The organism is Paenibacillus sp. NPDC058898, from assembly GCF_049316025.1.
In the GTDB taxonomy this organism is placed as follows: Bacteria; Bacillota; Bacilli; order Paenibacillales; family Paenibacillaceae; genus Paenibacillus_AQ.
Genome location: NZ_JBMOSM010000002.1, coordinates 864,108 through 888,611, shown reverse-complemented (window position 1 = coordinate 888,611; position 24,504 = coordinate 864,108). Strand labels below are relative to the sequence as shown.

The 24,504-nt window shown below is 50.2% G+C and carries 24 protein-coding genes; 14 read left to right on the top strand and 10 right to left on the bottom strand.

All coding sequences use genetic code 11. The annotated features are described in order from the left end of the window. Window positions 1-37: 37 nt before the first annotated feature. The 3 genes from ACOZB4_RS08335 to ACOZB4_RS08325 all read right to left on the bottom strand — a co-directional run bounded on the left by ACOZB4_RS08335 (window position 38) and on the right by ACOZB4_RS08325 (window position 1,768). Window positions 38-400 (bottom strand): VOC family protein, encoded by a 363-nt coding sequence (locus ACOZB4_RS08335; RefSeq protein ID WP_379407383.1) that lies wholly within the window; start codon window positions 398-400, stop codon window positions 38-40. 63 nt (window positions 401-463) lie between these two features. Then, window positions 464-892, bottom strand: coding sequence for an SRPBCC family protein (locus ACOZB4_RS08330; protein ID WP_379407386.1), 429 nt, complete (start codon window positions 890-892; stop codon window positions 464-466). A 90-nt stretch (window positions 893-982) separates the two neighbouring features. Continuing rightward, window positions 983-1,768, bottom strand: a complete 786-nt coding sequence (locus tag ACOZB4_RS08325; RefSeq protein ID WP_379408014.1) for an AraC family transcriptional regulator — start codon at window positions 1,766-1,768, stop codon at window positions 983-985. A 187-nt stretch (window positions 1,769-1,955) separates the two neighbouring features. Here ACOZB4_RS08325 and recQ point away from each other — a divergent pair, with 187 nt between their 5' ends. The 3 genes from recQ to ACOZB4_RS08310 all read left to right on the top strand — a co-directional run bounded on the left by recQ (window position 1,956) and on the right by ACOZB4_RS08310 (window position 6,118). Next, window positions 1,956-3,836, top strand: a complete 1,881-nt coding sequence (gene recQ / locus ACOZB4_RS08320) for a DNA helicase RecQ (protein ID WP_076324552.1) — start codon at window positions 1,956-1,958, stop codon at window positions 3,834-3,836. Between the two features lie 104 nt (window positions 3,837-3,940). Beyond that, window positions 3,941-5,713, top strand: a complete 1,773-nt coding sequence (locus tag ACOZB4_RS08315; RefSeq protein ID WP_379407390.1) for a B12-binding domain-containing radical SAM protein — start codon at window positions 3,941-3,943, stop codon at window positions 5,711-5,713. 228 nt (window positions 5,714-5,941) lie between these two features. Next, a complete protein-coding gene (locus tag ACOZB4_RS08310; RefSeq protein ID WP_379407393.1) occupies window positions 5,942-6,118 on the top strand; it encodes a hypothetical protein in 177 nt (58 codons plus the stop codon). Between the two features lie 187 nt (window positions 6,119-6,305). Here ACOZB4_RS08310 and ACOZB4_RS08305 read toward each other — a convergent pair whose 3' ends face one another. The 4 genes from ACOZB4_RS08305 to ACOZB4_RS08290 all read right to left on the bottom strand — a co-directional run bounded on the left by ACOZB4_RS08305 (window position 6,306) and on the right by ACOZB4_RS08290 (window position 9,917). Then, on the bottom strand, window positions 6,306-7,274 hold the full coding sequence (locus ACOZB4_RS08305; protein ID WP_379408022.1) for an alpha/beta fold hydrolase: 969 nt from the start codon (window positions 7,272-7,274) through the stop codon (window positions 6,306-6,308). 57 nt (window positions 7,275-7,331) lie between these two features. Then, complete coding sequence (locus ACOZB4_RS08300) at window positions 7,332-8,300, bottom strand: type I phosphomannose isomerase catalytic subunit (RefSeq protein WP_379407396.1); 969 nt, start codon at window positions 8,298-8,300, stop codon at window positions 7,332-7,334. A 73-nt stretch (window positions 8,301-8,373) separates the two neighbouring features. Beyond that, window positions 8,374-8,964 carry a class I SAM-dependent methyltransferase gene (locus tag ACOZB4_RS08295; protein ID WP_379407399.1) on the bottom strand — a complete coding sequence of 197 codons (591 nt, stop codon included), beginning with the start codon at window positions 8,962-8,964 and terminating at the stop codon, window positions 8,374-8,376. Next, on the bottom strand, window positions 8,964-9,917 hold the full coding sequence (locus ACOZB4_RS08290) for a TIGR01212 family radical SAM protein (RefSeq protein ID WP_379407402.1): 954 nt from the start codon (window positions 9,915-9,917) through the stop codon (window positions 8,964-8,966). Before ACOZB4_RS08290 ends, ACOZB4_RS08295 begins: the two co-directional genes overlap by 1 nt. 307 nt (window positions 9,918-10,224) lie before the next feature. Between ACOZB4_RS08290 and ACOZB4_RS08285 the strand changes: the two genes are divergently transcribed. Beyond that, on the top strand, window positions 10,225-10,407 hold the full coding sequence (locus ACOZB4_RS08285) for a hypothetical protein (protein ID WP_379407406.1): 183 nt from the start codon (window positions 10,225-10,227) through the stop codon (window positions 10,405-10,407). 190 nt (window positions 10,408-10,597) lie between these two features. Next, on the top strand, window positions 10,598-11,311 hold the full coding sequence (gene trmB / locus ACOZB4_RS08280) for a tRNA (guanosine(46)-N7)-methyltransferase TrmB (RefSeq protein WP_379407409.1): 714 nt from the start codon (window positions 10,598-10,600) through the stop codon (window positions 11,309-11,311). A 117-nt stretch (window positions 11,312-11,428) separates the two neighbouring features. Here the strand turns inward: trmB and ACOZB4_RS08275 are convergent, their stop codons facing one another. Then, window positions 11,429-12,556, bottom strand: coding sequence for an MGDG synthase family glycosyltransferase (locus ACOZB4_RS08275; RefSeq protein WP_379407413.1), 1,128 nt, complete (start codon window positions 12,554-12,556; stop codon window positions 11,429-11,431). Between the two features lie 667 nt (window positions 12,557-13,223). Here ACOZB4_RS08275 and ACOZB4_RS08270 point away from each other — a divergent pair. The 5 genes from ACOZB4_RS08270 to ACOZB4_RS08250 all read left to right on the top strand — a co-directional run bounded on the left by ACOZB4_RS08270 (window position 13,224) and on the right by ACOZB4_RS08250 (window position 16,392). Then, the gene (locus tag ACOZB4_RS08270; protein WP_076324543.1) at window positions 13,224-14,462 is read left to right on the top strand and encodes a glycosyltransferase family 2 protein; all 1,239 of its coding nucleotides are present in this window, start codon (window positions 13,224-13,226) and stop codon (window positions 14,460-14,462) included. Between the two features lie 279 nt (window positions 14,463-14,741). After that, a complete protein-coding gene (gene infC / locus ACOZB4_RS08265; RefSeq protein WP_114149316.1) occupies window positions 14,742-15,236 on the top strand; it encodes a translation initiation factor IF-3 in 495 nt (164 codons plus the stop codon). A gap of 26 nt (window positions 15,237-15,262) precedes the next feature. Further along, on the top strand, window positions 15,263-15,463 hold the full coding sequence (gene rpmI, locus ACOZB4_RS08260) for a 50S ribosomal protein L35 (RefSeq protein WP_007127239.1): 201 nt from the start codon (window positions 15,263-15,265) through the stop codon (window positions 15,461-15,463). A gap of 30 nt (window positions 15,464-15,493) precedes the next feature. Beyond that, on the top strand, window positions 15,494-15,853 hold the full coding sequence (rplT, locus tag ACOZB4_RS08255; RefSeq protein WP_006212255.1) for a 50S ribosomal protein L20: 360 nt from the start codon (window positions 15,494-15,496) through the stop codon (window positions 15,851-15,853). 203 nt (window positions 15,854-16,056) lie between these two features. Next, the gene (locus tag ACOZB4_RS08250) at window positions 16,057-16,392 is read left to right on the top strand and encodes a hypothetical protein (RefSeq protein ID WP_379407421.1); all 336 of its coding nucleotides are present in this window, start codon (window positions 16,057-16,059) and stop codon (window positions 16,390-16,392) included. On the opposite strand, the gene ACOZB4_RS08245 is transcribed toward ACOZB4_RS08250, so the two are convergent. Next, window positions 16,393-16,842, bottom strand: a complete 450-nt coding sequence (locus tag ACOZB4_RS08245) for a GNAT family N-acetyltransferase (protein WP_379407424.1) — start codon at window positions 16,840-16,842, stop codon at window positions 16,393-16,395. Window positions 16,843-17,440: 598 nt separating this feature from the next. On the opposite strand from ACOZB4_RS08245, the gene ilvB reads away from it, so the two are divergent. The 4 genes from ilvB to ACOZB4_RS08225 all read left to right on the top strand — a co-directional run bounded on the left by ilvB (window position 17,441) and on the right by ACOZB4_RS08225 (window position 22,534). Beyond that, entirely contained in the window at window positions 17,441-19,183 is a 1,743-nt protein-coding gene (gene ilvB / locus ACOZB4_RS08240; protein WP_213643476.1) for a biosynthetic-type acetolactate synthase large subunit, read from the top strand. A gap of 1 nt (window position 19,184) precedes the next feature. Beyond that, complete coding sequence (ilvN, locus tag ACOZB4_RS08235) at window positions 19,185-19,670, top strand: acetolactate synthase small subunit (protein ID WP_379407429.1); 486 nt, start codon at window positions 19,185-19,187, stop codon at window positions 19,668-19,670. 165 nt (window positions 19,671-19,835) lie between these two features. After that, window positions 19,836-20,828 carry a ketol-acid reductoisomerase gene (gene ilvC, locus ACOZB4_RS08230; RefSeq protein WP_009589347.1) on the top strand — a complete coding sequence of 331 codons (993 nt, stop codon included), beginning with the start codon at window positions 19,836-19,838 and terminating at the stop codon, window positions 20,826-20,828. Window positions 20,829-20,995: 167 nt separating this feature from the next. Continuing rightward, the gene (locus tag ACOZB4_RS08225) at window positions 20,996-22,534 is read left to right on the top strand and encodes a 2-isopropylmalate synthase (RefSeq protein WP_076324538.1); all 1,539 of its coding nucleotides are present in this window, start codon (window positions 20,996-20,998) and stop codon (window positions 22,532-22,534) included. A gap of 256 nt (window positions 22,535-22,790) precedes the next feature. On the opposite strand, the gene ACOZB4_RS08220 is transcribed toward ACOZB4_RS08225, so the two are convergent. Then, entirely contained in the window at window positions 22,791-23,771 is a 981-nt protein-coding gene (locus ACOZB4_RS08220; RefSeq protein WP_379407435.1) for an aldo/keto reductase, read from the bottom strand. Window positions 23,772-24,504 lie beyond the last annotated feature (733 nt).

Here is a 24,504-nt window from a genome sequence, read left to right as displayed (position 1 = left end):
GTATTGCCGATAAACCATGATTCTTCCAAACGGACGATTACTCCGTGAACTCCAGCAGTTCGATCACATTGCCAAAAGGGTCCCGAATCGCGCTGTATAGACCGGGAGGGCACGGCTGCGGGGTATCAAAGATGACCTCCACGCCCTGCGATTTGTAGTTCGCGATCGCTGCGCTTACATCATCTGTCTCGAGTCCGATGATAACCTGGGCTTCATGCGGGTAATCGGTTTTCGTAGGACGGTCGCATTTTTGCAGAACAAGGGACATGCCCTCATGTTTCAAACTGATGATCTGATCATCATAAACCTTGGAAACTTCAAATCCCAGAATGTCACAATAAAATCGCGTGGCTTGAGCCATATCGCTGACATTGATTGATAAAACACAAAGATTTGGCATAGGTCATACTCTCCTCTAGTTTATGGCTTGTCTTACTGGCAGCATAGAATGCCTTCACCGGATTCAATGCTGGATTTTAAGCTGGTCAGCATGCCTTTCCATGCATCCACATGCCATTCCCGGGCTTGCAGCGACGCTTCGGTATCCTTCGCCCGTATGCTCCAAGGTGATTCTTGTACAGCCGTCCTGTTCAGGCCAAAAAGACACCTTGACCGCGGTCAACTCCCCCTGATTCATCGTTTCCGCAAAGGGATCAGGTCCTTTCCACTCAAACACGAGGGTACGCGGCTCATCATACTGCAAAATGTTACAGCCTGCGGTGCACATCGATTCACGATTGGCGGGGTTAAAATAAAGCTCGAACTTTCCGCCCGTCTTCGGTTCAATTTCCGCAGCCGGCGCAAACCACTCGGTTATCCTCGCAGACTCCGTCCATGCTCGCCAGAGGAGCTGCACATCGGCCTGAATCACGGTTTCTTGAATAATGGTCATGTTTAATCCTCCATCATATAGCGCTCATTGCTTTTGGGATAACGCTTCTTGCAGCTCCATTATAAATGGATAGGCGATTCAAAAATTCTTCTACTTTGCGCTGTTATTCCGATCCTTCTCAAACAAGAGCAGAGGCAGATTCACAACAATCGGCGGGTCATAGGGCAGAGGCTCGCGCAAGGTAATCTTCACGGCGAGATCGGTTCCTTCGTCGATATGGACAGGCTCCTCCATCTTGCCTCGCAAGGATTTGCTCAGCAGAAAATAATCCCGCGGATTGAGGCTCCAGGGGATGCCCGCTGCCAGCACATAATACGTACCGGCCGGGATGCCGGTTAACGTGCAGGTCCGGTTCTTGAGGTTGACGGCCGTACCGGTTACGGGCTTCTGATCGGGTACGGGTCTTGGGAACAGACCGACGTAAATCATGCCGCGAAACCTCTCGGGAGCTTCGATCCGGCAATGAATCCGGGGCAGAGCATGCCTTTCTTCCTCTGTCCAGGTTAATGGCTTGTGCTCATATTGATTCACGTAACGATGCAGGGACTCCGTGGTGGTGCGGAACTTTTTTGGAGACAGGCCGACAAACTGCTTAAAGCGGGTATTGAATGTGCCGGGACTTGCCAAACCGATGCTCATTCCGATTTTCACGAGCAGGGAAGGACTTTGAAGGAGCTCGATTTTGCCGGCTTCAACCCGGAGCGCGGACAGGTATTGCCGGAGCGATATGCCGGTTACTCGTTTGAATACTCTGGAGAAATGGAAGGGACTATATCCCACTAGACCAGCGAGCTGCTCGGTAGTCATGGGCTCGTCCAGATGCTTCTTCATATATTGAATAGTTTGATTTACGGCTTCGGTATGTGCGTCATTCATTAGGATCACCAACTTCATTTTTTGGGCTCTGCATGATCGCAACCCTTTTTCCACATTTATGAAGTTCTCCTCGCCCAATGCAATTTCCTTCCCCGATTTGGTTGCCCATTCATGGAAAGGCCGTTAAACTTAAAGGATGAGGGCTTTTCGAAATGGAAAACCAAGGTGAATTAAGGAGTTTTTATCCATGAATGTGGAAACAAATGATAGAGAATCGATGAATATGGATACAGCACGGGATTATCTGCAGAAATATTACGGCTATCCTGATTTTCGGGAGGGTCAGAAAAAAATCGTCGCCAGTCTTCTAGCGGGCCAGGACACGCTCGGGATTATGCCGACGGGTGGAGGCAAATCGATCTGTTATCAGATCCCGGCCCTCCTATGTCCGGGTCTGACGTTGGTTGTATCGCCTTTGATCTCCTTAATGAAGGATCAGGTAGATGCACTTACGACAGCGGGTGTGGCCGCTGCCTATATCAACAGCACGCTCAGCGGCAAGGAAGTGAACGAGCGCATACGTGCGGCCAAGCGCGGAGAACTGAAGCTGTTATATGTCGCCCCGGAACGGCTTGAACTGGATTGGTTCCGGGAGGAGATGGCGGGTCTCGATATTTCGATTGTGGCTGTCGATGAAGCTCACTGCGTATCCCAGTGGGGGCATGATTTCCGGACGAGCTATCTCTCGGTGGCTCCTTTTGTTAAAGGACTTCCGAACCGTCCGATTGTAGCGGCCTTTACGGCCACGGCCACGCCTGAAGTTATGGAGGACATGCAGCGGCTGCTTCGGCTGGAGCAGCCGCAGGTGTTCGTGACGGGCCTTGGACGCGACAATCTGGAGATGTCGGTGCTTCGCGGTGAGAACAAGCGGGAGTTCGTGCTGGACTATGCGGCCTCGCATACCCACCAGCCGGGCATCATCTATGCCGCCACTCGTAAAGAGGTGGATGATTTATGCCAACGCCTTCAAGCCAAGGGGCTCCTTGCGGGTCGATACCATGCCGGCATGAGTGATGCGGAGCGAGCGGAGAGCCAAGAGGCCTTCCTGTATGACGATATTCGCGTTATTGTTGCAACGAACGCATTTGGCATGGGAATCGATAAATCCAACGTCCGGTATGTCATCCATTACAATATGCCGAAAAATATGGAGTCTTACGTGCAGGAAGCGGGTCGTGCCGGGCGTGACGGAGAGCCCAGCCAGTGCATACTGCTGTTCAGCGCCCAGGATATTATGACGCAGAAGTTTCTGATCGAACAGAATCCCCAGGAGGGCGAGCGCAAGCAGAACGACTACCGGAAGCTGCAGCAGATGATTGATTACTGCTACACCACCCGGTGCCTGCGCAGCGCTATGCTGGATTATTTTGGGGAAGAGCACGAAGATAAGTCCTGCGGTACGTGCAGCTCCTGCACGGATGATCGGGAGCTTGTCGATATCACGGTAGATGCGCAGAAAATCTTCTCCTGCATCCACCGGATGCGCGAACGCTTTGGCGTGTCCATGGTCGCTTCCGTGCTGAAGGGCTCAAGGGCCAAAAAAGTACTGGAGTACGGTTTTGATCGCCTACCAACCTATGGCGTGATGGCGAATCGGACCGAGAAGGAGATATCCGAGACGATCAATGTGCTCATCTCGGAAGGGTTCCTGGCGTTGACGGAAGGCCAATACCCTGTCGTGAAGCTGCAAAGCGAGGCGGCCGATGTGTTAAAAGGTCAGCGTGAAGTCATGCAGCGTGTTCCGCGCCCTTCCAAAGCCGCAGGCAGCCAGCGCAGCGGCAGTCGCCGCGATTATTCGCCGTCAGCCGTCAACGAGACGGTGTTCGAGCAGCTGCGCTTGATTCGGCGTGAGCTGGCAAGCAAAGAGCATGTGCCGTCCTACATCATTTTTAATGACGCAACTTTGCGTGAGATGAGTGTGGTTTGCCCGCAGAGCGAGGATGAGATGCTGAATGTCAAAGGGGTCGGCGAAGTGAAATTCCGTAAATACGGCCGTCCGTTCCTGGAATTCTTCCTGAATGGTCAAGGCACATCGAGTGACGGCGACGACTTGTATGACTATGAATGATAAGCCGGCGTAGCAGGCAGAAGCCATTTTGCCGCTTGATTGTTTAAGATAATCCGTCCGGTAACAAAAACATATATTATTTTAGAAGGAAAGTGGATCCTACCATGAAAGTCATACTATCAACCTTGAATGCCAAGTACATTCATACCTCCTTGGCCATTCGCTGCCTGAAGGCATACAGCGAGAAGGATTTCGATATCGAATTGACGGAGTACACGATTAAGGACCCCGTGATGAATATCGTCTCCGACCTGTTCCAGCGCAAGCCGGATGTGATCGGATTCTCCTGTTATATATGGAATATCGAAGAAACGATTAAAGTGATCGATATCGTGAAGAAGATTATGCCGGAGGTCACGATCATACTGGGCGGACCTGAAGTATCCTACGATACCGAATATTGGATGAAACGGCTGCACAATGTCGACTTTATCGTCATGGGAGAAGGCGAGGAGACCTTCCACCATTTGCTGCAAACGATTGAAGGGGACCGGAAGTATCATTTCGTCTATGGCGTGGCTTACCGCAAGCAGGACGAAATTATTGTGAATCCTGGAAGACCGAAGAGCATTCTGGCGGAGCTGCCTTCCCCGCATCGTTTTCCGGAGGATATCCCGCATCTCGGGAAGCGGGTTGTCTATTTTGAGACCAGCCGGGGCTGTCCATTCAGCTGCCAGTTCTGTCTGTCGAGCATTGAGGTGGGGGTTCGCTATTATGATATTGAACGGACCAAGGCGGATATTCTGTACCTGATCGAGAACGGAGCGAAATTGATCAAGTTCGTAGACCGGACCTTCAACATTAAGCGGGATTACGCGCTTGAAATGTTCGAGTTTCTGATTGAGAACCATGGCGGCTGCGTATTCCAGTTTGAGATCACGGCAGATATCATGCGTCCCGAAGTGCTGGATTATTTGGCGAAAAATGCGCCTCCCGGCATTTTCCGGTTTGAAATTGGAGTGCAGTCGACCAACGATCCGACAAATGAGCTGGTGAAGCGTCGCCAGAATTTTACCAAGCTGTCACGCACGGTGACAATGATCAAGGACAGCCGCAAGATCGACCAGCATTTGGATTTGATCGCAGGTCTTCCGGAAGAGGATTACGATACGTTCCGCAAAACGTTTAACGACGTATTTGCGCTTGGACCGGAGGAGCTGCAGTTAGGCTTCCTGAAGATGCTGCGGGGAACCGGGCTGCGGATCGATGCGGACAAGTACAACTACACCTATATGGATCATGCTCCGTATGAGATTCTGGGCAGCGACGTGCTTCCGTTCTCGGATATCGTTCGATTGAAGAGACTGGAGGATGTGCTGGAGAAGTATTGGAATGCGCACCGGATGGACCATACCCTGAATTATTTGATGAAGCATGAATTTACGTCGCCGTTTGATTTCTTCCAAGAGTTTGGCGACTACTGGGAAGGACAGGGCTGGCAAAAAATCGGCCATCAGCTTGAGGACCTGTTCACGCGTTTAACGGCTTTTCTTGAAGATCGGAAGACCCCGCATATGAACGTTGTCTCCGGTCTCATGAAGTTTGATTATTTCCTGGGCCATAAATATAAACCGCGGAAAATATGGTGGGATCATACTCAGGATAAAGCGCAGTGGACCGCCAATGTTCGCAAAATCGTTGAGGAACCTGCGGCCCTATCCGACGGTTTTGCCGATCTGGGGATCACGGAGCGCGATCTGCAGAAACATGCGATGATCGAGGTGCTGCCATTTAACCTCAGCGATGCCATCCAGGGTGGCACCGGATTCCCGGATCACGCGGACCATGCAACGATGCTGCTGGTATTGTACCAGCAGAACGAAACAGGGCAGCCGCAGTACTACACGATGCCTGTGGAGTTAGCGAAGCAGGCATAGTAGGGAAGCGACGGACAACCCCTTACTGGGACTTGATGCGAGCGTCTTGGCCATTGTTGTGGGCAAATTACCTTTCTTCTAGGGATTAGGGGTTGGTAGAGACGGATAGGATGAGACTGTGATCATGCCCCCCTCGTTATCGTAACGGACGGTATCCTGGGCGTCTTGGAATAAAACCCCCTTGGTATCGGTATTCTAATCGCATCAACCGATGAGGAGGGGAAGTTTATGAACGGGAAACAGAAGGGGCAAGAACACGATACGCACGCCGAGCCCACCGTCGCACCGGGTATGGAAACCAATGACGATCTGCGCGAAGAGGCTACAGAGGATGAAGTGAAGTATGGCGAGTACACCGAGGTCACGCAGCTGATCATCGACCGTACGCCGAACGAGGAAGAGTAAGGGATTGGGCTGTCCTGTCGCATAAGCAGTGTAACTTACTTGACGGAGCTCGCCAGATTAATTGGGGGCACCAGCGATTGGAATGAATGCTTCGTATGCGCAGCGTTATAAAAAAACAGACAAAGGGGGCGTCCCAGGTCAGTTGACCTTGAGACGCCCCCTTTTTAATTCGTCCTGCATCATTCTTTTACATAACCCGTTCCGACTCTTGCGGTGTCTCTGACCCATGCGATCCCGATGTGTGCCGTTCGAGCCAGTCGAGAACATGCGCCGCTACTTCATCCCGGTTGATTTCATGCAGCATCTCGTGGCGGCCGCCGGGATACAAACGGTATTCAAGATCCTGAATGCCATGTTTCCGGTACAATTCGATCAACCGCCGCACGCCTTTACCGCGGTGTCCAACCGGATCATCCTCGCCCGAGAAAATATAAACCGGCTTATCCTTTAGAAGGCATTCCATCAATTGCGGTTTGTGGATCTGGGACAGCAGCTTAAAGAAATCACGGAAGAAACGAGCGCTGCATACCTTGCCGCAGTAGGGGTCGTTGATATACTTATCGACTTCCGCTTCATCCCGGGATAACCAATCGAACGGTGTGCGAATAGGGCCGAAACCTTTGCTGTAAGGGCCGAACACCATGGCGTTCAGCATCAGACTCCGGTGCGTGTCTCCTTGCAAGCGCATTTGTGCAGCTGCCAAGCTCATACCGAATGTCAGCAGTCCCTGTGGACCATTGGTTCCTGACAGTATGAATCCGTCGAATAATTCACCGTTCGAACACATGATCTTTTGTGTCAAAAAGGAGCCCATGCTGTGTCCCATCAAATAATGCGGAACACCGGCATGGCGCTTCTTGAGTTCGGAAGCAAGAAGCAGCTGGTCTTCAATCATCCCTTCGAATCCGTTTTCCCCGGGATCGCCGAGAAGCGTAAGGCCCGACGTTTGTCCATGACCCCGATGGTCGTTGCAGTACACGGCGTAGCCGTACCCTGTCAGCAACTCGGCAAGCTCCTCGTACCGCTTGCCGGTTTCGCACATACCATGCGCAATTTGCACGATGGCACGAATGGGATGGTCCTGCTCCGGCAACCATTGATATACAAAAACATGCATGCCCTGCGCATTCAGCATCGTAAACGTGTCGGTTTGCATCACAGGCTTAACACCTCCACAAAAACGAATGGTTTATCTCAATTATTTATACCCTGTTTAAGGAAGATATGAACGAAGAACCGTAGATTGCCCATCCAGTGTATATGCACCCAGGTTAGCTGGGAGCAGGAAGCATTGTCCGGACGTGTAATCAATGGAGCCGTTATCCCAGCTGAGGGTTCCTTGACCATCGCATACCACCACGATTGTGAAGCTTTCCGCGGAAGTGGACAAGGACCAGGCACCGTTAACAACGCCTTTTTCGACTACAAAATAGGGAGATTTGGCAAGCTCAAGCCATTCTCCAGGCGTGGTTCCTTCCGTGCTCATGGTGGTTGCGCCCGATCCTTCATAGGCCGTCACGTTCAAGGAGTCTTCAATATGAAGCTCACGTGGCTTACCGTCAAGGCCTGGTCGATTATAATCGAAAATCCGGTAGGTTGTATCCGAATTTTGCTGAATTTCCGCTACTACAACGCCCGCACACAGCGCATGTACCGTACCGGCAGGTATGTAGAATGTATCTCCGGCTTTTACGGACACTTCTTGCAGCTGGTCCATAACCTTGCCGCTTTCCATAGCTTCTTTCAAAGTTTCGCGGCTAACGCCTTCTTTCAGACCGTATATGATTTTGGCGTCCGGCTTCGCATCCAGCACATACCACATTTCAGTCTTGCCCAGCTCGCCTTTCGGAAGCCCCTCGTAGTCATCGGTTGGATGGACCTGGACCGAGAGGTTGTCATTACAGTCAAGCAGCTTGATCAGCAGAGGGAAACGTCCGTTAACTTCGGAGAATCCTTTGCTGCCAAACCACTCGCGTCCAAATTGCTCACGAACCTGATCCAGGCCGCGGCCGGCAAGTTCACCGTTCACGATACTGGTCGTACCGTTCGGATGGTCGGCGATCATCCAGCCTTCTCCGATATGCCCTTCCGGAATGTCCAAGCCGAATTGCTCCAGGGCACGGCCACCCCACACACGTTCTTTAAATTCGGGTTGGAACAACAATGGATATGGTTTTGTCATTGTAATCATCTACCTTTCATCATGTTTGGAATATTCTATGGATGTAAGTGCGGTACCTCTCCTAGAACTTATATCATATCGGCTTCTTCCGTTCCAGTGCAATGAGATATGGCGCTTCGGATCGCTGAAGACCTCGATATAATATCGTTTGCACTTTGTGCTGGGGCAATTCCGCCGCCCAGGCCTGCACGGCGTCTGCTTCGGCATCGCCGCCCTTGTGGCCTGGATACAGCACGATGGTGATAATGCCGCCGGGGCGAAGCAACTCGATGGCAGCCTCCAGAGCCGTTAGCGTGCTGGCAGTTTCCGTCATGATCCGTTTATCTGATGAATCTGCCGGAAGGTAACCTAGATTGAACATGATCGCACCTATACGGCCATGCTCGCGCTCAGGTACGCATTCTCCCATAAGCGCATGGCTCTGGTGGTGAAGGGCAATCTCTGCAAGGGTGCCTAGCGGTTCCTTATCCAGCCTATCACGAGTCAACTGCAGTGCTTGTTCCTGAATATCAAAAGCGTACACCTTGCCCTTGGATCCTATGCATTTGGCTAGATACAGCGTATCGGCCCCGGTTCCGGCCGTCGCATCCAGCGCAATATCTCCAGGCCGCAGCCTTTCGGACACGAGTTTGTGGGCAAAACTCAAAACCGAGAGAAAGCCCATCAGGATCCCCCCCACAACTTACCCTGCCATGTATCCCGGCGCTTGAGTTCGGCGTCAATGCCGTTAAGCACTTCCCATTTTTTGAGACTCCATGTCGGTCCGATCAAGAGATCCCGGGGAGCGTCTCCGGTCAGACGATGAACAATCATATCCGGAGGCAAGAGCTCCAGACTGTCTGCGATAAGGCTGATGTATTCATCCTGCTCCAGGAACCGCAGCAGCCCAGCCTCATATTGCTTCACCATCGGGGTCTTGCGCATGAGGTGCAGCAGATGGATCTTGATTCCCTGCACATCCATCTTGGAGACCGCTCGGCCGGTGGCGAGCATCATGTCATGGTCCTCTTGCGGAAGGCCATAAATGATGTGTGTGCAGACACGAATGTTATGCTTGCGCAGCTTTTCGACCGCTTCCAGATAACATTCGGTATCATGGGCCCGGTTGATGAGCTCGGAGGTGGAATCATGGATCGTTTGCAGGCCCATTTCCACCCAGAGATAGGTTCGCTCATTCAGCTCCGCCAAGTATTCCACGACGTCGTCAGGCAGGCAATCAGGGCGAGTAGCGATCGATAAACCGACAACACCTGGCTGCTGCAGAATGACTTCATAGTATTCCCTAAGCTCTTCGACCGGAGCATACGTATTGGTATAGGCTTGGAAATAACCGATGTATTTGGCGCTCGGCCACTTCTGGTGCTGCCGGTCACGGATGGTGTTGAACTGGGTAACAAGATCATCCCGCCGTCGTCCGGCAAAATCACCGGAGCCGCGGGCGCTGCAGAAGGTGCACCCGCCCTTGGCAATCGTGCCGTCGCGGTTCGGGCACGTAAAGCCCGCATCCAGCATAACCTTGAATACTTTTTCCTGGAACTGGCTGCGCATCTCGTAATTCCATGTATGAAATCGTTTGTCGCCCCATAACGTTGGGGCGGGTCTAAGTGATGTACTCATGTGTGCTCCTTTTATAGCCGCATATGATGAATAGAGGCAGGTATAACTGTGCCTCAAAGTATACATGTTTTTACTTGCCTTTTACTAAAGCAGATATGTCCATTGTAACAAAAAATAAAGCTTTGCGTTATATACAGGTCTTCAAGACTAATTAAGATGTTGTCACTTGAATGAATTGCATATAATTGGTATATTTAAAGTAGAAAAATAAAAATATGGTTCAAGCCATTTTGGCATGGGTATATATCGGATAGGATTCATATTTGTGTGACGTCATGGATACAATAATACCGTGAGGTGATTACGAATGAATTCATCGACAGTAAAGAATGACAGTAAAGACAAAATCGCTGTGGAGCTTACCCCGAACGAAGCTTTAGCCCTTACCGGCGTGGAGTTTAACTCCAACCAGGATGTGAAGGCTTCGGCACGTCGCAAGATTCGGGCTGCCTTTGAGAAGACGTTTAATTTTACGTCGGAAGAAAGGTAGACTATTCACAGTTTAACTATCGCGGAACCCCAATTCCAAATATAAGAAAGAGGAACCTAAAGCCTTTGCGTTAAGCAAAGCATAGGTTCCTTTTTCTATGGGGCTCTTTACTTTTGGGATTAACTTCGTCACAATAAATGCAGTATGGGGATATCATTCTAATTTACTTGGAAATTTTCGGAGGTATGACATGCGTTTACGCGGAAGAAAAGGTATACGGGAAAATCTGGAGCAGCAGGAAGACCTGGTCGTTTTGGACCCCGGTCAATATAGAGGGAAATGGGCTTCATTATTTGGCAATGACCTTCCGATCCATGTTGAATTCGGCATGGGCAAAGGTCAATTCATAAGCCAGATGAGTTACAAGCATCAGAATGTGAATTTTATCGGAGTGGACATGTACGACGAGCTGATTCGCCGCGCTAGCGAGAAGGGGCGCAATGCTTGGGCTCAGGACGGTATCGATACGCCGCCGAATCTGAAGCTGGCGCTGTTTAATATCGAGAACGTCGAGCAGGTCTTTGAACCCGGCGAGATCGAACGTTTATATTTGAACTTCAGCGATCCGTGGCCAAAATCCAAGCATGCCCGCCGTCGGTTGACGCATCCGCGTTTTCTGGACAAGTATTCCCAAATCCTGAACGAGCGCGGGGAAATTCATTTCAAGACCGATTCGGTCACGCTGTTTGAGTTCTCTCTGAATGCATTTGCCGATTATGGCTTGCAAATGACGAATATTTCGCTGGATCTGCATCGCGACGGGCTGAACGAAGAGCACGTCATGACAGAATACGAGACGAAATTCGTCGGTCAAGGTATGCAGATTCATCGCTGCGAGGCCATTGTCGGCGAGGAAGCACTTGCTTCCTACCAAAAGAATCGCCTTGAAAAATACGGTAAATAATGCCTTTACGTAGAGTCTTTTCTATGATAGCGTTTGCAACTATTATAATAGTAGGAAATCTATCAATTGCGATGACATATTTACAGAAAACGGCGTGAAAAAAGGTGTGCTCCCTCTTTAGGAGTACACCTTTTCGTTTTCCAGCATGTCGATGATGCTGCGTGCGCTTTGCATCGGATGGAAGCGTTCGATGTCTCGCAAATTTTGCGCCCGTTGCTGTTGGATTACGTCATATTGATGAAGCAGTTTGTTCATCCAGTTGCCAATAACCTCCAGCGAGTGGATAGGCTCACCCAATCCCTGCGCCGTGAAGTACTGGCAGTTCTCTTCTTCCTGCCCCGGAAGAGGCTGATGGAACAGCATCGGGATTCCTTTGGCCAGGCCTTCGGTGCATGTCATGCCGCCAGGCTTCGTAACGAGCAGATCCGACACCTCCATTAGCTTGTCGATCTCGCGCGTAAAGCCCAAAATCCGGATGTTCGGATGCTGGAACCGAGGGTTGTTCCCCAGCTCCTCGCGTCCCTTGTCGTTATTGCCGAGGCAAAATATAATCTGGACTTCTTCGCGCCATCTGGTTAGGAATTCATGCACAACTTCGTCATTCATGATGCCCCAGCCTCCGCCCATCACAAGCACGGTGGGCATATCGGACAGATTAAACCGTTCTCTGATTTCCTTCTTGCTCGGATGCGTCCAGAAGTCGGGATGGATTGGAATGCCGGTGACCTGAATTTTGGCTTGGGACACCCCGCGATTGAGCAGCTTTCGCTTCACTTCCGGCGTGGACACGAAATATCGGTCGACCTCGGGACTAATCCATGTATCGTGAGCATCATAATCGGTTATAACGGTACACAGAGGCACATCAATGCCCAGCCGCTTCAAACGCGAGATAACCGCACTTGGTATGAAGTGGGTACACACAATGATGTCGGGTTTGAGCTGTCTGACCACATTTTTGGTGCTTGTATAGAACATTCGGTGAAGTGCTAAAGCCGTAAAGCGGTTAAAGGACTTTTGATGGCGATACATGTACCCGACCAATCTCGGGCGAGTTGTGATCGTCTTTCTGTAGGCCGAAATGATCAGTGGAGCGATTTTAGGGTTCAAGAAGCTCCCGAGCTCGAGAACTTTGGTCTGTACGCTAGGCGATAACTGGCGCAGGCTGCTGGAGAGTGCATGAGCGGCCTGTGTATGGCCTGCACCGAACCCTTCAGATAACAGCAAGACTCTTTTTTTAGCCACTACTTTTCACCCGTTCTGCAGCGTTATTCTTTAACTTTAACATATCGACTTTGGGAAAAGAAATCAACCATTCCCCACTTGCGTTTAGGGGACTTTGGTCCTGGAAACGCAAGCTTTATTCGGCAAGATTCTCGCTGACGCCTTGCTACTTAAGGAGTTGGTCAGCGACGCGCATTTTGTAGAAAATCAGGGTCCGTGGTCTTTTGACTTGAGTAGGAGATGCCGCTACAATGATTCAAACGGACATCAAAAAGTTTATTAGAGAAAGAGCATGAAAAAAAACGAAAACTTTTTGGGTGTTTGTTGCGTTTATTTATTGGCGGACAAGTCGAAAAAGAAAAAATGGGCAGCCAAGAGAAATAAAAAGCAAGGAAACGGATGAAAATAAGAACTAAAGCCGTTTGAAACGAAGCTTGCTGGCAAACTGGATTGCAAGCTGAGCTCTTTTACGAAGTTTTTCCGTGAATTAGAGCATTCCACGGTTTTGACAAAAGATTCAAAAGTGTGGAAAATCGTGTATGACGTGCGAAGTTGCCCCGCGGCACCGAGGCTACAAGAAGGACAGACACAAGTCACAGGGTCATAGCAACAACAAAAAAAGCGAAAAACTTAGAGAGAAAAAAATAACAAACATTCTCGGGTTATAAAAAGGGGGTAACGGAGAATCATGACAGACGCCATCTTTATCGCGCTCCAACTATTCTTGGCCGCGGTGGGTGTGTACCAGTTCGTATTCTCTTTGTTTGGTCTGGTCAAAAGAAAAAAGAAACAACATTTTAAACCCAATAAATCATTTGCAGTGTTAGTTGCTGCGCACAACGAAGAACAGGTTGTCGGTGCATTAATGGAGAACCTGAAACAGCTTGATTATCCGAAACATCTGTACGACGTATTTGTCATTTGCGACAATTGTACAGATCGTACAGCAGAGATCGTCCGTGCCCACGGGATGAACGCCTGCGTGCGTACGAATCAGAATCTTCGAGGCAAGGGTTATGCCATCGAATGGATGCTGAAAGAGCTCTGGGCAATGCCGCGCCAGTATGATGCGGTCGTCATGTTTGACGCGGATAATCTGGCAGATCCGAATTTCCTGAACGAAATGAACAATGATCTTTGCTCTGGAGCAAGAGTTATCCAGGGATATATCGATACCAAGAACCCTGAGGATTCCTGGATAACTGCCTCTTATGGGGTGTCTTACTGGTATATCAACCGCTTGTGGCAGCTTTCCCGCAGCAATCTGAACATGGCGAACTTTCTCGGCGGTACGGGAATGTGCTTTGAGACCAATCTCCTGAAGGAGATCGGCTGGGGCGCAACCAGTCTGGTCGAGGATTTGGAGTTCACTATGCGCAGCGTTATGCGCGGTGTGTATCCGAAGTTCAACTATGACGCTAAGGTATTTGACGAAAAGCCGCTTACGTTTAAGGCTTCGGCCAGACAACGTCTGCGCTGGATGCAGGGTCACTTTACGGTTGCCCGCCGTTATTTCTTCCCGCTGCTGTGGCGTGCCATTAAAGAACGCAGCCTCGTGAAGCTGGACTTGGCATTGTACGGGGTCAATGTTTATATTGTGCTGCTGACTTTCTTGTTGACAGCCATCATCTGGGTTGACACCTCATTCTTCGATGGTCCGAATATCGCGAATCTATACGGTTACTTACCGCTGTGGCTGAGCTTTACGGCGATCGCGGCGAATGTGTTCACGTTCATGATAGCGATGATTCTGGAGAAGGTGAAGTACAAGAAGGTGTACTTGTATCTGGTGCTGTTCCCGATTTACCTGCTGTCGTGGTATCCTATCACGGTATATGCGTTCTTCACGCAGAACAACAAGCAGTGGAGCCATACGGAGCATACCCGGGTTGTGCGCCTTGAAGAAGTTCAAAGCAAACAAGGCTAATCCAATTTTTATTCCATCTGTGTTGACAGAAGATAGGATGACCTGTTATACTATCCTAGTCTGTTAAACAGAATATCTGATTGCAAGCAGAAGCGCCGCTTCTCACCTGACCGACATGTGTTGGCTGGTTTGATCACGAAATCAATGAATGGATTCAACTTCATTTGTGAGATGAGTATCAAATAGGGATGTCGGTGATTAACCCGTCATCCCTTTATTTTTTTTTGCAAACAGGAACAACAAGTAATTTGGAGGTGGAGGACTATCAGTAAGGAACATATGATCAATGACGAGATTCGGGCCAAGGAAGTACGTTTGGTTGGTGCCGAAGGTGAACAAATCGGGATCAAGCCGATTCGTGAAGCACTGCAAATGGCAATTGATCTCAATCTGGATCTGGTGAACGTGGCCCCTCAGGCGAAACCGCCGGTATGCCGCATCATGGACTACGGTAAATTCCGCTATGAGCAGCAGAAGAAAGAGAAGGAAGCACGTAAGAACCAGAAAATTGTGGATATCAAAGAAGTATGGTTCCGAGCCAACATTGAGGAGCATGATTATCAAACCAAGCTTCGCAATGTCGTTAAGTTTTTGAAAGACGGCGATAAAGTGAAATGCTCTGTGCGTTTCCGTGGTCGTGAAATCACCCATGCTAGCATTGGTCAGAAGATTTTGGAGCGCGTGAAGGTGGAAGTGGCGGATCTCTGCGTCATTGAACGTCAACCGAAATTGGAAGGCCGCAGCATGATTATGATTTTGGCTCCAAAAGCCTAAGAGAAATTAGAGGAGGAAGTACTACAATGCCTAAAATGAAAACACATAGCAGCCTGAAAGGCCGCTTCAAAATTACTGGTACTGGTAAAGTTAAACGTTATAAAGCTTACAAAAACCACTTGCTTTCCCACAAATCCAAGCGTGCGAAGCGCGTATTGTCCAATAGCCCAGTTATGGCGCCTGGAGATGTTAAACGTTTGAAGCAAGGTCTGGCTAACTTGAAATAGTAAACAACAATTATTGGGAGGTCTTTTGATATGGCACGAGTTAAAGGCGGATTTGTCGTTCGTCGTCGACATAAAAAAGTATTGAAGCTTGCGAAAGGTTATTTCGGTTCCAAACACCGCATTTTTAAAACAGCTAACGAGCAGGTTATGAAATCCCTCGTTTATGCATACCGGGATCGTCGCAATACGAAACGTAATTTCCGTAAATTGTGGATCGTTCGTATCAACGCGGCTGCTCGTCAAAATGGTCTGTCTTACAGCAAATTGATGCATGGTCTGAAGCTTGCTGGCGTGGACATTAACCGTAAAATGCTGGCTGATTTGGCTGTTAATGATCTGAACGCGTTCAATTCTTTGGCTACTGTAGCTAAAGAAAAAGTGAACGCTTAATTATACGTGTATGAAGAAACCGCCGTAATAGTACGGCGGTTTTTTTATTTTGTGCTCCTGTCCGTCATACATAGGAATCGTAAGCTCTGTGCTCCGCATCGTGGAGCGGTTCACCCATCTTTAGTCGTAGTGAGGGCCATGAAACAAGCAAGGGAACCCCTTCCGGAATAGAATGACTTGTATATTACCTGAGGAGGGATCTTATGCACAAACCTGTCAGTAAGGCAAAGGTGAAATCATATGTGGGCAAACAGATCGTAGCGTATAAGAAAGACGGGACTATGGTGACAGGCAAGCTGGTACGTGTATCCGGCGGCAACCGGCTTTTTGTGGAACAGGCAACTAAGGGTAAAAAGGTGAAAATCAAGGCGATTGTTCCGCTTGCATTGTTTGATCTGCTTGCGATAGGTACATCTCCATTTGGGTTTGGTGGTTTTGGTCCAGGATTTGGTCCAGGCTTCGGTCCAGGGTTTGGTCCAGGGGTTGGTGGTTTTGGCCCGGGCTTCGGACCAGGCTTCGGCCCGGGCTTCTTCTGGTAATTAGAGGAACCAAATCTTTTCCAGCTCATAACATCGACTGGGTTCGATGATTCTGGTTACCGTGTAGCCAAGCTTTCGGTAAAAGTTTAGGCCGGTATGGTTGCCAATGTCCACCATGACCTTGGCACGTTTGCATCCGCGGGATACAGCGAAACGTTCGGCATGTTCCATCAATCGGACACCCCACCGTTTTCGCTGTGCGGTGGATGCGACGGCCAGCATATCGATATACAGCAGTTCGCCGTGCATCATAAAGTGGACAAAGGCAATGATTTTATCGTTATCCTGAGGCGAAGCAACAAGGGTCACGCCGCGTCGTAATCGAGAGGGAATATCCTTACGGATGACGTCCAGCTCTTTTTTTGTCATATGGGAAAGCGGGACGAGTTGGGATTCAATGAGTTGTAGAATCATCGGATCATCCTGCTCCGGTTTTCGATAGCGGATCATCGTGTTGTTTCCTCCCTTCACCGCGATTAAGGATAGCTCCATTTATCATATGTAGCAGGGTTTAAGAGCGTGTTTTGCATTAAGGAAACGAAGGGATTGCTCCAGTTGTGAATGAAAACCTTTCATCGGAAGTAAAATAAATGTGTTGACTTCTGGAATGAATGAATCATATAATGTTTCTAAACATTTTAACGAATATATCCAATCGGCAATGATGAGGACGAAGTTTAAAGGGCTCTTTTGCTCAGAGAGTGGATGGATCAGCTGAAACCACCACCAAAACCCCTTTTATACGAGCTCACCTCGGAGCTGTTTCCCTGAAAGATGCTACGCTATGACTTTATCGCATTAAGTCGTAACAGCGTTTATTAGGGGGAATCGTCTTAGTCCACGTTACGGACTGCAGATATTGAAGAGCTGTGTTCATTATGTTCTTCATACCTGCTGAGGCTTTACACTGCGAAGTGTAGGGCAAACATGGGTGGTACCACGGAAGCTAAACCTTTCGTCCCTCACACGGAGATACTCCGGGTGTGGCGACGGAAGGTTTTTTTGTTGCTTGAATGAAGAGTGCCAATATTTGAGAGGAGGATGACTGATGAGCGCGCAAACTCCAGAAGTGCGGTCTACAGAACAATTACGAGAGAAATGGTTGAAGCCTGAAGTGATTACCGGATCGGAAATCTTGCTTCGGAGTCTTCTGCTCGAAGGTGTCGAATGCGTCTTCGGGTATCCGGGCGGAGCGGTCCTGTACATCTACGATGCCATGTATGGTTTTGAGGACTTTAATCACGTCTTGACCCGTCACGAACAAGGCGCCATTCATGCGGCTGATGGTTACGCTCGCGCAAGCGGCAAAGTCGGTGTGTGCATAGCGACTTCAGGACCGGGGGCAACGAACCTTGTGACCGGTATCGCAACAGCTTATATGGATTCCGTTCCGCTCGTTGTTATAACCGGTAACGTTGCAACAACCCTGATCGGTACGGACGCTTTCCAGGAAGCGGACATTACGGGCATCACGATGCCGATTACGAAACACAGCTATCTGGTAAGGGATGTAAAGGATCTGCCAAGGGTGATTCACGAAGCCTTCCATATCGCTTCAACCGGCCGCAAAGGTCCGGTGCTGATCGATATTCCGAAGGATGTATCCGCGGCTACGACGTTGTTCCAGCCGGAAGAACGAATTCAACTGAGAGGATATAATCCTCGGACGGTACCAAACAAACTTCAGTTGGATAAGCTGGCCCGCGCGATTGAGGAAGCTGAGCGTCCGATGATCATTGCTGGCGGCGGGGTGATTTACTCCGGAGCTCATGAAGGGCTGTACGAATTCGTGAACAAATCGGGGATTCCGATCACGACAACGCTCCTCGGTCTGGGTGCTTTCCCAAGCGGTCATGACTTGTGGACAGGAATGCCGGGCATGCACGGAACCTACACATCGAACCATGGTATTCAGCAGTCGGACCTGCTGATCAACATCGGGGCAAGATTCGATGACAGGGTTACAGGTAAGCTCGACGGATTCGCGCCACATGCGAAGATTGTTCATATCGACATCGATCCGGCTGAGATCGGCAAGAACGTCCCAACCGATATCCCGATTGTCGGAGACGTGAAGACCGTGTTTGAGATGCTGAATCCGCTCGTTCCATACGCAGCGAAAGCAGATGCTTGGAGAGACCAGATTAGAAAATGGAAAGCTGAATACCCATACCGTTACGTCGATTCGGATACGGTGCTGAAGCCGCAATGGGTTATCGAAATGCTGAACGACACCACGAAGGGTGAAGCGATTGTAACGACTGACGTTGGTCAGCACCAAATGTGGTCCGCTCAGTATTACAAGTTCAACCAGCCGCGTTCCTGGATCACCTCCGGCGGTCTCGGAACGATGGGATTCGGATTCCCGTCCGCGATTGGTGCCCAGATGGCGCATCCGGATCGCCTGGTCATTTCGATCAACGGGGATGGCGGCATGCAGATGTGTTCTCAAGAACTTGCCATCTGTGCCATCAACAACATTCCGGTAAAAATCGTTGTTATCAACAACCAGGTGCTCGGCATGGTTCGTCAATGGCAGGAGCTGATTTACGATAACCGTTACAGCCACATCGATCTGGCAGGCAGCCCTGATTTCGTCAAGCTGGCTGAAGCCTACGGTGTCAAAGGACTTCGTGCCACCACAAAAGAAGAAGCACAGCGTGCTTGGGCCGAAGCGATGGAAACACCGGGACCCGTCCTCGTTGAATTCGTTGTAGAGAAAGGCGAGAACGTGTATCCGATGGTGACGCAAGGGTCGACAATCGATCAAATGCTGATGGGGGATGCGTAAGATGAGTACAAAACATACCATTGCCGTACTAGTGAACGACCAGCCGGGTGTCCTGCAGCGCGTATCGGGGTTATTCGGACGCAGGGGCTTTAACATCGAGAGTATTACCGTGGGACAGTCGGAGGAATCCGGTTTGTCCCGGATGGTTATCGTAACCACCGGTGATGAAACAACGCTGGAACAGGTGGAGAAGCAGCTTTACAAGCTGATCGATGTCATTAAAGTTATCAACCTGAGCTCGAAACCGATGGTAGCCCGAGAGCTCGCCCTGATTAAAGTAAAAGCCGAGCCATCGGCCAGACCGGAAATTATGGGCGTTGTCGAGACTTTCCGTGCATCCGTCGTGGATATCGGGACAGCAAACATGATGGTTCAGGTTGTTGGCGATACCGTCAAAATCGATGCCATGATCGAGCTGCTTAAGCCGTATGGCATCCAGGAGCTTTCCCGCACCGGGGTTACCGCGATGATTCGCGGTAATGCGTAATGATTTTACGTTTTTCTTTTATCCGGATGACAAAGTTATTGCAATATAAGCGTTAGACACCTGCATGACATGAGCGGGTGTCTCAGCAGATCGGAAAAGGGATCGGTCTATTGAGATACCCGCTCATCATGAAGGGTCTTTAAAATCAAAGGAGGACTTATACAAATGGCAATTACTACTTATTATGAACAAGATGCAGAACTCAGCGTGTTGAAAGACAAAACGATCGCGGTTATCGGTTATGGAAGCCAAGGTCATGCGCAAGCGCAAAACCTGCGCGACAGCGGACTTCAGGTTGTCATTGGCCTTCGTGAAGGCAAGTCGTTCGACAAAGCGAAAAACGATGGTTTCGAAGTACTTCCTGTAGCCGAAGCTGTTAGCCGTGCAGATGTAGTACAAATCCTGATGCCGGACGAAACGCAAGCAGCGGTGTACAAGAACGATATCGAGCCAAACCTGAAAAAAGGCGCGGCACTGATGTTCTCCCACGGTTTCAACGTTCATTTTGGTCAAATAGTAGCTCCTAAAGACAACGATGTCCTTCTGGTTGCACCTAAATCCCCGGGCCACATGGTTCGTCGTACGTATGTTGAAGGCTTTGGCGTACCTGGATTGATCGCAATCGAGAAAGATGCAACTGGACAAGCTAAGGCGATCGGTCTTGCTTATGCCAAAGGTATTGGTTGTACTCGTGCAGGCGTTATCGAAACTTCCTTCCGCGAAGAAACCGAAACAGACTTGTTTGGTGAGCAAGCGGTATTGTGCGGTGGTGTATCCGCATTGGTTAAAGCCGGTTTCGAAACGTTGACTGAAGCTGGATACGCGCCGGAAATGGCATACTTCGAGTGTCTGCATGAACTGAAACTGATCGTAGACATGATCTATGAGGGTGGTCTTGCAAGCATGCGCGACTCCATCAGCAACACGGCGGAGTACGGCGATTATGTAACAGGCCCGCGTGTGGTGACCGAAGATACGAAGAAGGCAATGAAAGAAGTCCTTTCCGATATTCAACAAGGTAAATTCGCTCGCGACTTTATTCTTGAGAACCAATCGGGACGCGCGTTCCTGACCGCTACCCGCCGCAACGAGTCCGAGCATCCGATTGAAGTGGTTGGTGCCGAGCTTCGTGAAATGATGCATTGGATCAAGAAATAAGAATATATAGAATTCATAAGGAATTCTTCCGGGTATAGAGCAGTCAAGCATGAGATGGATGATGCTGCTGCACGGGACCCGTTAGATTAAGCAGCCGGCGGCAGGGGATTAAGTCAACCTGCCGCCGGATGTTTACGTCAAGCGATAAACTTCAAGGAGGTGCCGACATGCGAAAGATTTATGTCTTTGATACAACGCTGAGAGATGGAGAACAATCTCCTGGCGTGAATTTGAACACTCGGGAAAAGGTGGAAATTGCCCTTCAACTTGAAAAGTTGAAAATCGACCGCATGGAAGCAGGGTTTCCAGCGGCGTCACCCGGTGACCTTGCTGCTGTGAACGCAGTGGCACGCGCGGTTAAGGACGTCACGGTCATTGGATTGTCACGCTCCAGAGAGAGTGACATCGATGCGGTTCGCGAAGCGCTTCAGGGAGCACAGGATCCATGCATTCATGTGTTCCTGGCCACTTCCCCGATTCACCGCAAGTTTAAGCTGCGGATGGAGAAGCAGCAGGTGCTGGAAACGGCGCAGGCCTCGATCCGTTATGCAAAGAAATACTTTTCCAAAGTGGAGTTTTCCCTGGAGGATGCCGGCCGGACGGAGCTGGATTTCATGGCAGAGGTTGTTGGCATGGCTGTGCGCGAAGGAGCCAATGTCGTGAACATTCCGGATACCGTGGGTTATTTGAATCCTTCGGAGTACGGGGCCATCTTCAAATACTTGAAGGAAAATGTTCCGGACATCGAGAAGGTGCAGCTGAGCGCGCATTGCCATAACGATCTGGGCATGGCGACGGCGAACACCCTTGCCGCCATTCTGAACGGGGCCGATCAGATCGAAGGAACGATCAACGGAATCGGTGAACGTGCAGGTAACACCGCGATTGAGGAAATTGCAATGGCGCTGGAGACGCGTTCCGAGTTTTTCGGAGCGAAGACGGGGCTGGTACTGACGGAAATCGCCCGCACGAGCCGCCTTGTGAGCAAGCTGACCGGTATGGTTGTACCGGGCAACAAAGCGATTGTCGGCGCGAACGCATTCGCTCATGAATCGGGCATTCATCAGGACGGCATGCTGAAAGAGAAGACGACCTACGAAATTATGACGCCGGAGTCCATCGGGCTCAAAGAAAGCAAGCTGGTGTTAGGCAAACACTCCGGCCGCCATGCTTTCCGGGAGAAGCTGCTGGATCTGGGTTATGAGTTGAGCGAAGAACAGGTGAATGATGCATTCGCCAAATTCAAAGTGCTGGCCGACAAGAAGAAGGAAGTATCCGATGAGGATCTGCTGGCTCTGCTGGAAGAGAAACTGATCGATACGCCGGAAGTGTTCAAGCTGGAAACAATCTTTGTTGCTTACGGCAATGAATCTACGCCGACGGCGCGGGTTCGTATTGCGACTGCGGAGCAGACGATTGAGGGAGAGGCCGAGGGCAACGGTTCCGTGGACGCGATCTATAACGCGATCGACAAGGTGACCGGAGAAGAGGTTACGCTTGCGGATTATTCCATCAAGTCGGTTACGCATGGCAAGGATGCTCAAGGCGAGGTGCATGTGGTGCTGTCGCAGAACGACGTGGCAGCACAAGGCCGCGGCTTGAGCACGGACATTTTGGAGGCGAGTGCACGAGCTTACGTGGATGCCGTTAACGTCCTGATCGAGAAACGCAAAACGTTCAGCCAGCGCGAGCGCGCTACGCTGTAATCCATACTTGGCGTGATGGGAGCTCTGATCGCAGTGTGAGCGCTGAAGGAGCATACCATGAAAAAGAGGGGCCGCTGTTGAAGCGGCTCCTCTTTTAATTGTTTTATTAAGCTGTTGGCCAGACGTGTAATGCTGGTATTAAGACACTTGCACCGAGCTCTTAACGCCTCATTGCAGTGCGCCGATACCGGCTTGATGCAGCTGATCAACGAGATAAGACAGCATTTCATTTGGGCCTCGAAGTGGAATCCGAATCTTACCAGGCGTAGGCCTGCGGAGCCGCGCCGCCCGGACCCGGGAAGATTTCATCCAGACGCTTCATCACGGCTTCATCGAGTTCAATCTCAAGCGAGCGCAGGGAGCTTTCGAATTGCTCCAGCGTGCGCGGTCCGATAATCGGTCCCGTAACCGCCGGGTTCTTAAGTACCCAGGCAAGGGCGACATTGTCCTGCGGTTCGCCCAGCTCCTGGCAGAGTGCCGCGAACTGTTCCAGCTGCGAGCGATACTTCTCCACGCGTTCCGCATTGCCTCCGCTGCGTGTGCCTTCTATTTTCTTAAGCGCATTGCGTCCCAGCAGTCCACCGTCCAGCGGGCTCCATGGAATGACGCCGAGTCCGAGCTTTTGTGAAGCGGGAAGCACTTCGAGTTCCGGCAATCGACAAGTTAGACTGTATTTATGCTGCTCGGAAACCAAGCCAAGGAAGTGCCGGCTCTGAGCTGCGGCTTGTGCAACCGCAATCTGCCAGCCCGCAAAGTTGCTGGATCCGACATATCCGATTTTTCCTTGATGAACCGCAACCTCAAAAGCTCCCCATAACTCGTCCCATGTGACAGAAGGATCCACGTGATGCATTTGGTACAGCTCGATATGATCTGTCTGCAGACGCTTCAGCGATGCTTCCAGATGACGGCGCAGTTTATAGCTTGATAGTCCGGCTTCATTGTTGGGGCCATCCAGAGGATCACTCATGGAGCCGTAGAATTTGGTAGCCAAAACGACTTTCTCGCGGCGGCCCCCGCCTTGATTAAACCAGCGTCCGATAATGGTTTCAGTCAGCCCGGAGTTCTCGCCCCAGCCGTAGACATTTGCCGTATCGAAGAAGTTGACGCCGGCGTCAAGCGCTGCATCCATGATGCGGAAGGCTTCCTTTTCATCCGTGGCAGGACCGAAATTCATCGTCCCCAGACATAAACGACTTACTTTCATACCGGATTTACCTAGAGCAGTGTACTGCATAATCAATGATCACTCCTTGGTCGTTTAGGGTATAAGACAAATTCACCACTATTGTAGCGTATTGGCAGAAAAATGTAACTAATGACGTGGGGGAACTTAATTTTAAAGAAGCAAGAAGCAGAAACAAGCAGCAAATCAAGCAGCAGGAGCATGGAACAGGACCAAGTAGCGGGAGCAAGCCACAAGTAGCAGACAAGCAGAAAAAAGAAAGTCTAGGAGTAAAAGAGCTCCCAACAAGATGTTACCTTGAAGAGCCGCCCCATGCTTTATGCATAGGGCGGCTCTTCAAATTCCCACCACCCTTGTGGTCAGGGAGATGCGCTCTTCTCCGGAGGCACGCCAATCCATTAACTTCAAAGCAGCGGAGAGGACGAATCGATTCCGGAAAAGCGAAGCGGTCGCCTTTGGAGCCGAATTTCAACCCCTAAAATATAATCCAGAAATTCGGGGACAACAGCTGGAGGAACGATACGTACTCGGAGCCCCCCAGATTAAGTCTTCTAAGTCTCGCAAAAACCGCTCTCGCATAAAGCCCTAATGGCGTGGGGGAACGTGAATTTTAAAGAAGCAAGAAGCATGAGTAAAGGCAAGTGGTAGGAACAAGAAACACGCAGCAAAAGGAAAGCCTAGGAGTAACCAAGTCCCTCCAAGATGTTACGCCGCCCCATGCTTTATGGATAGGGCGGCTCTTACGACCTCCCACCACCCTTGTGGTCAGGGAGATGTGCTCATC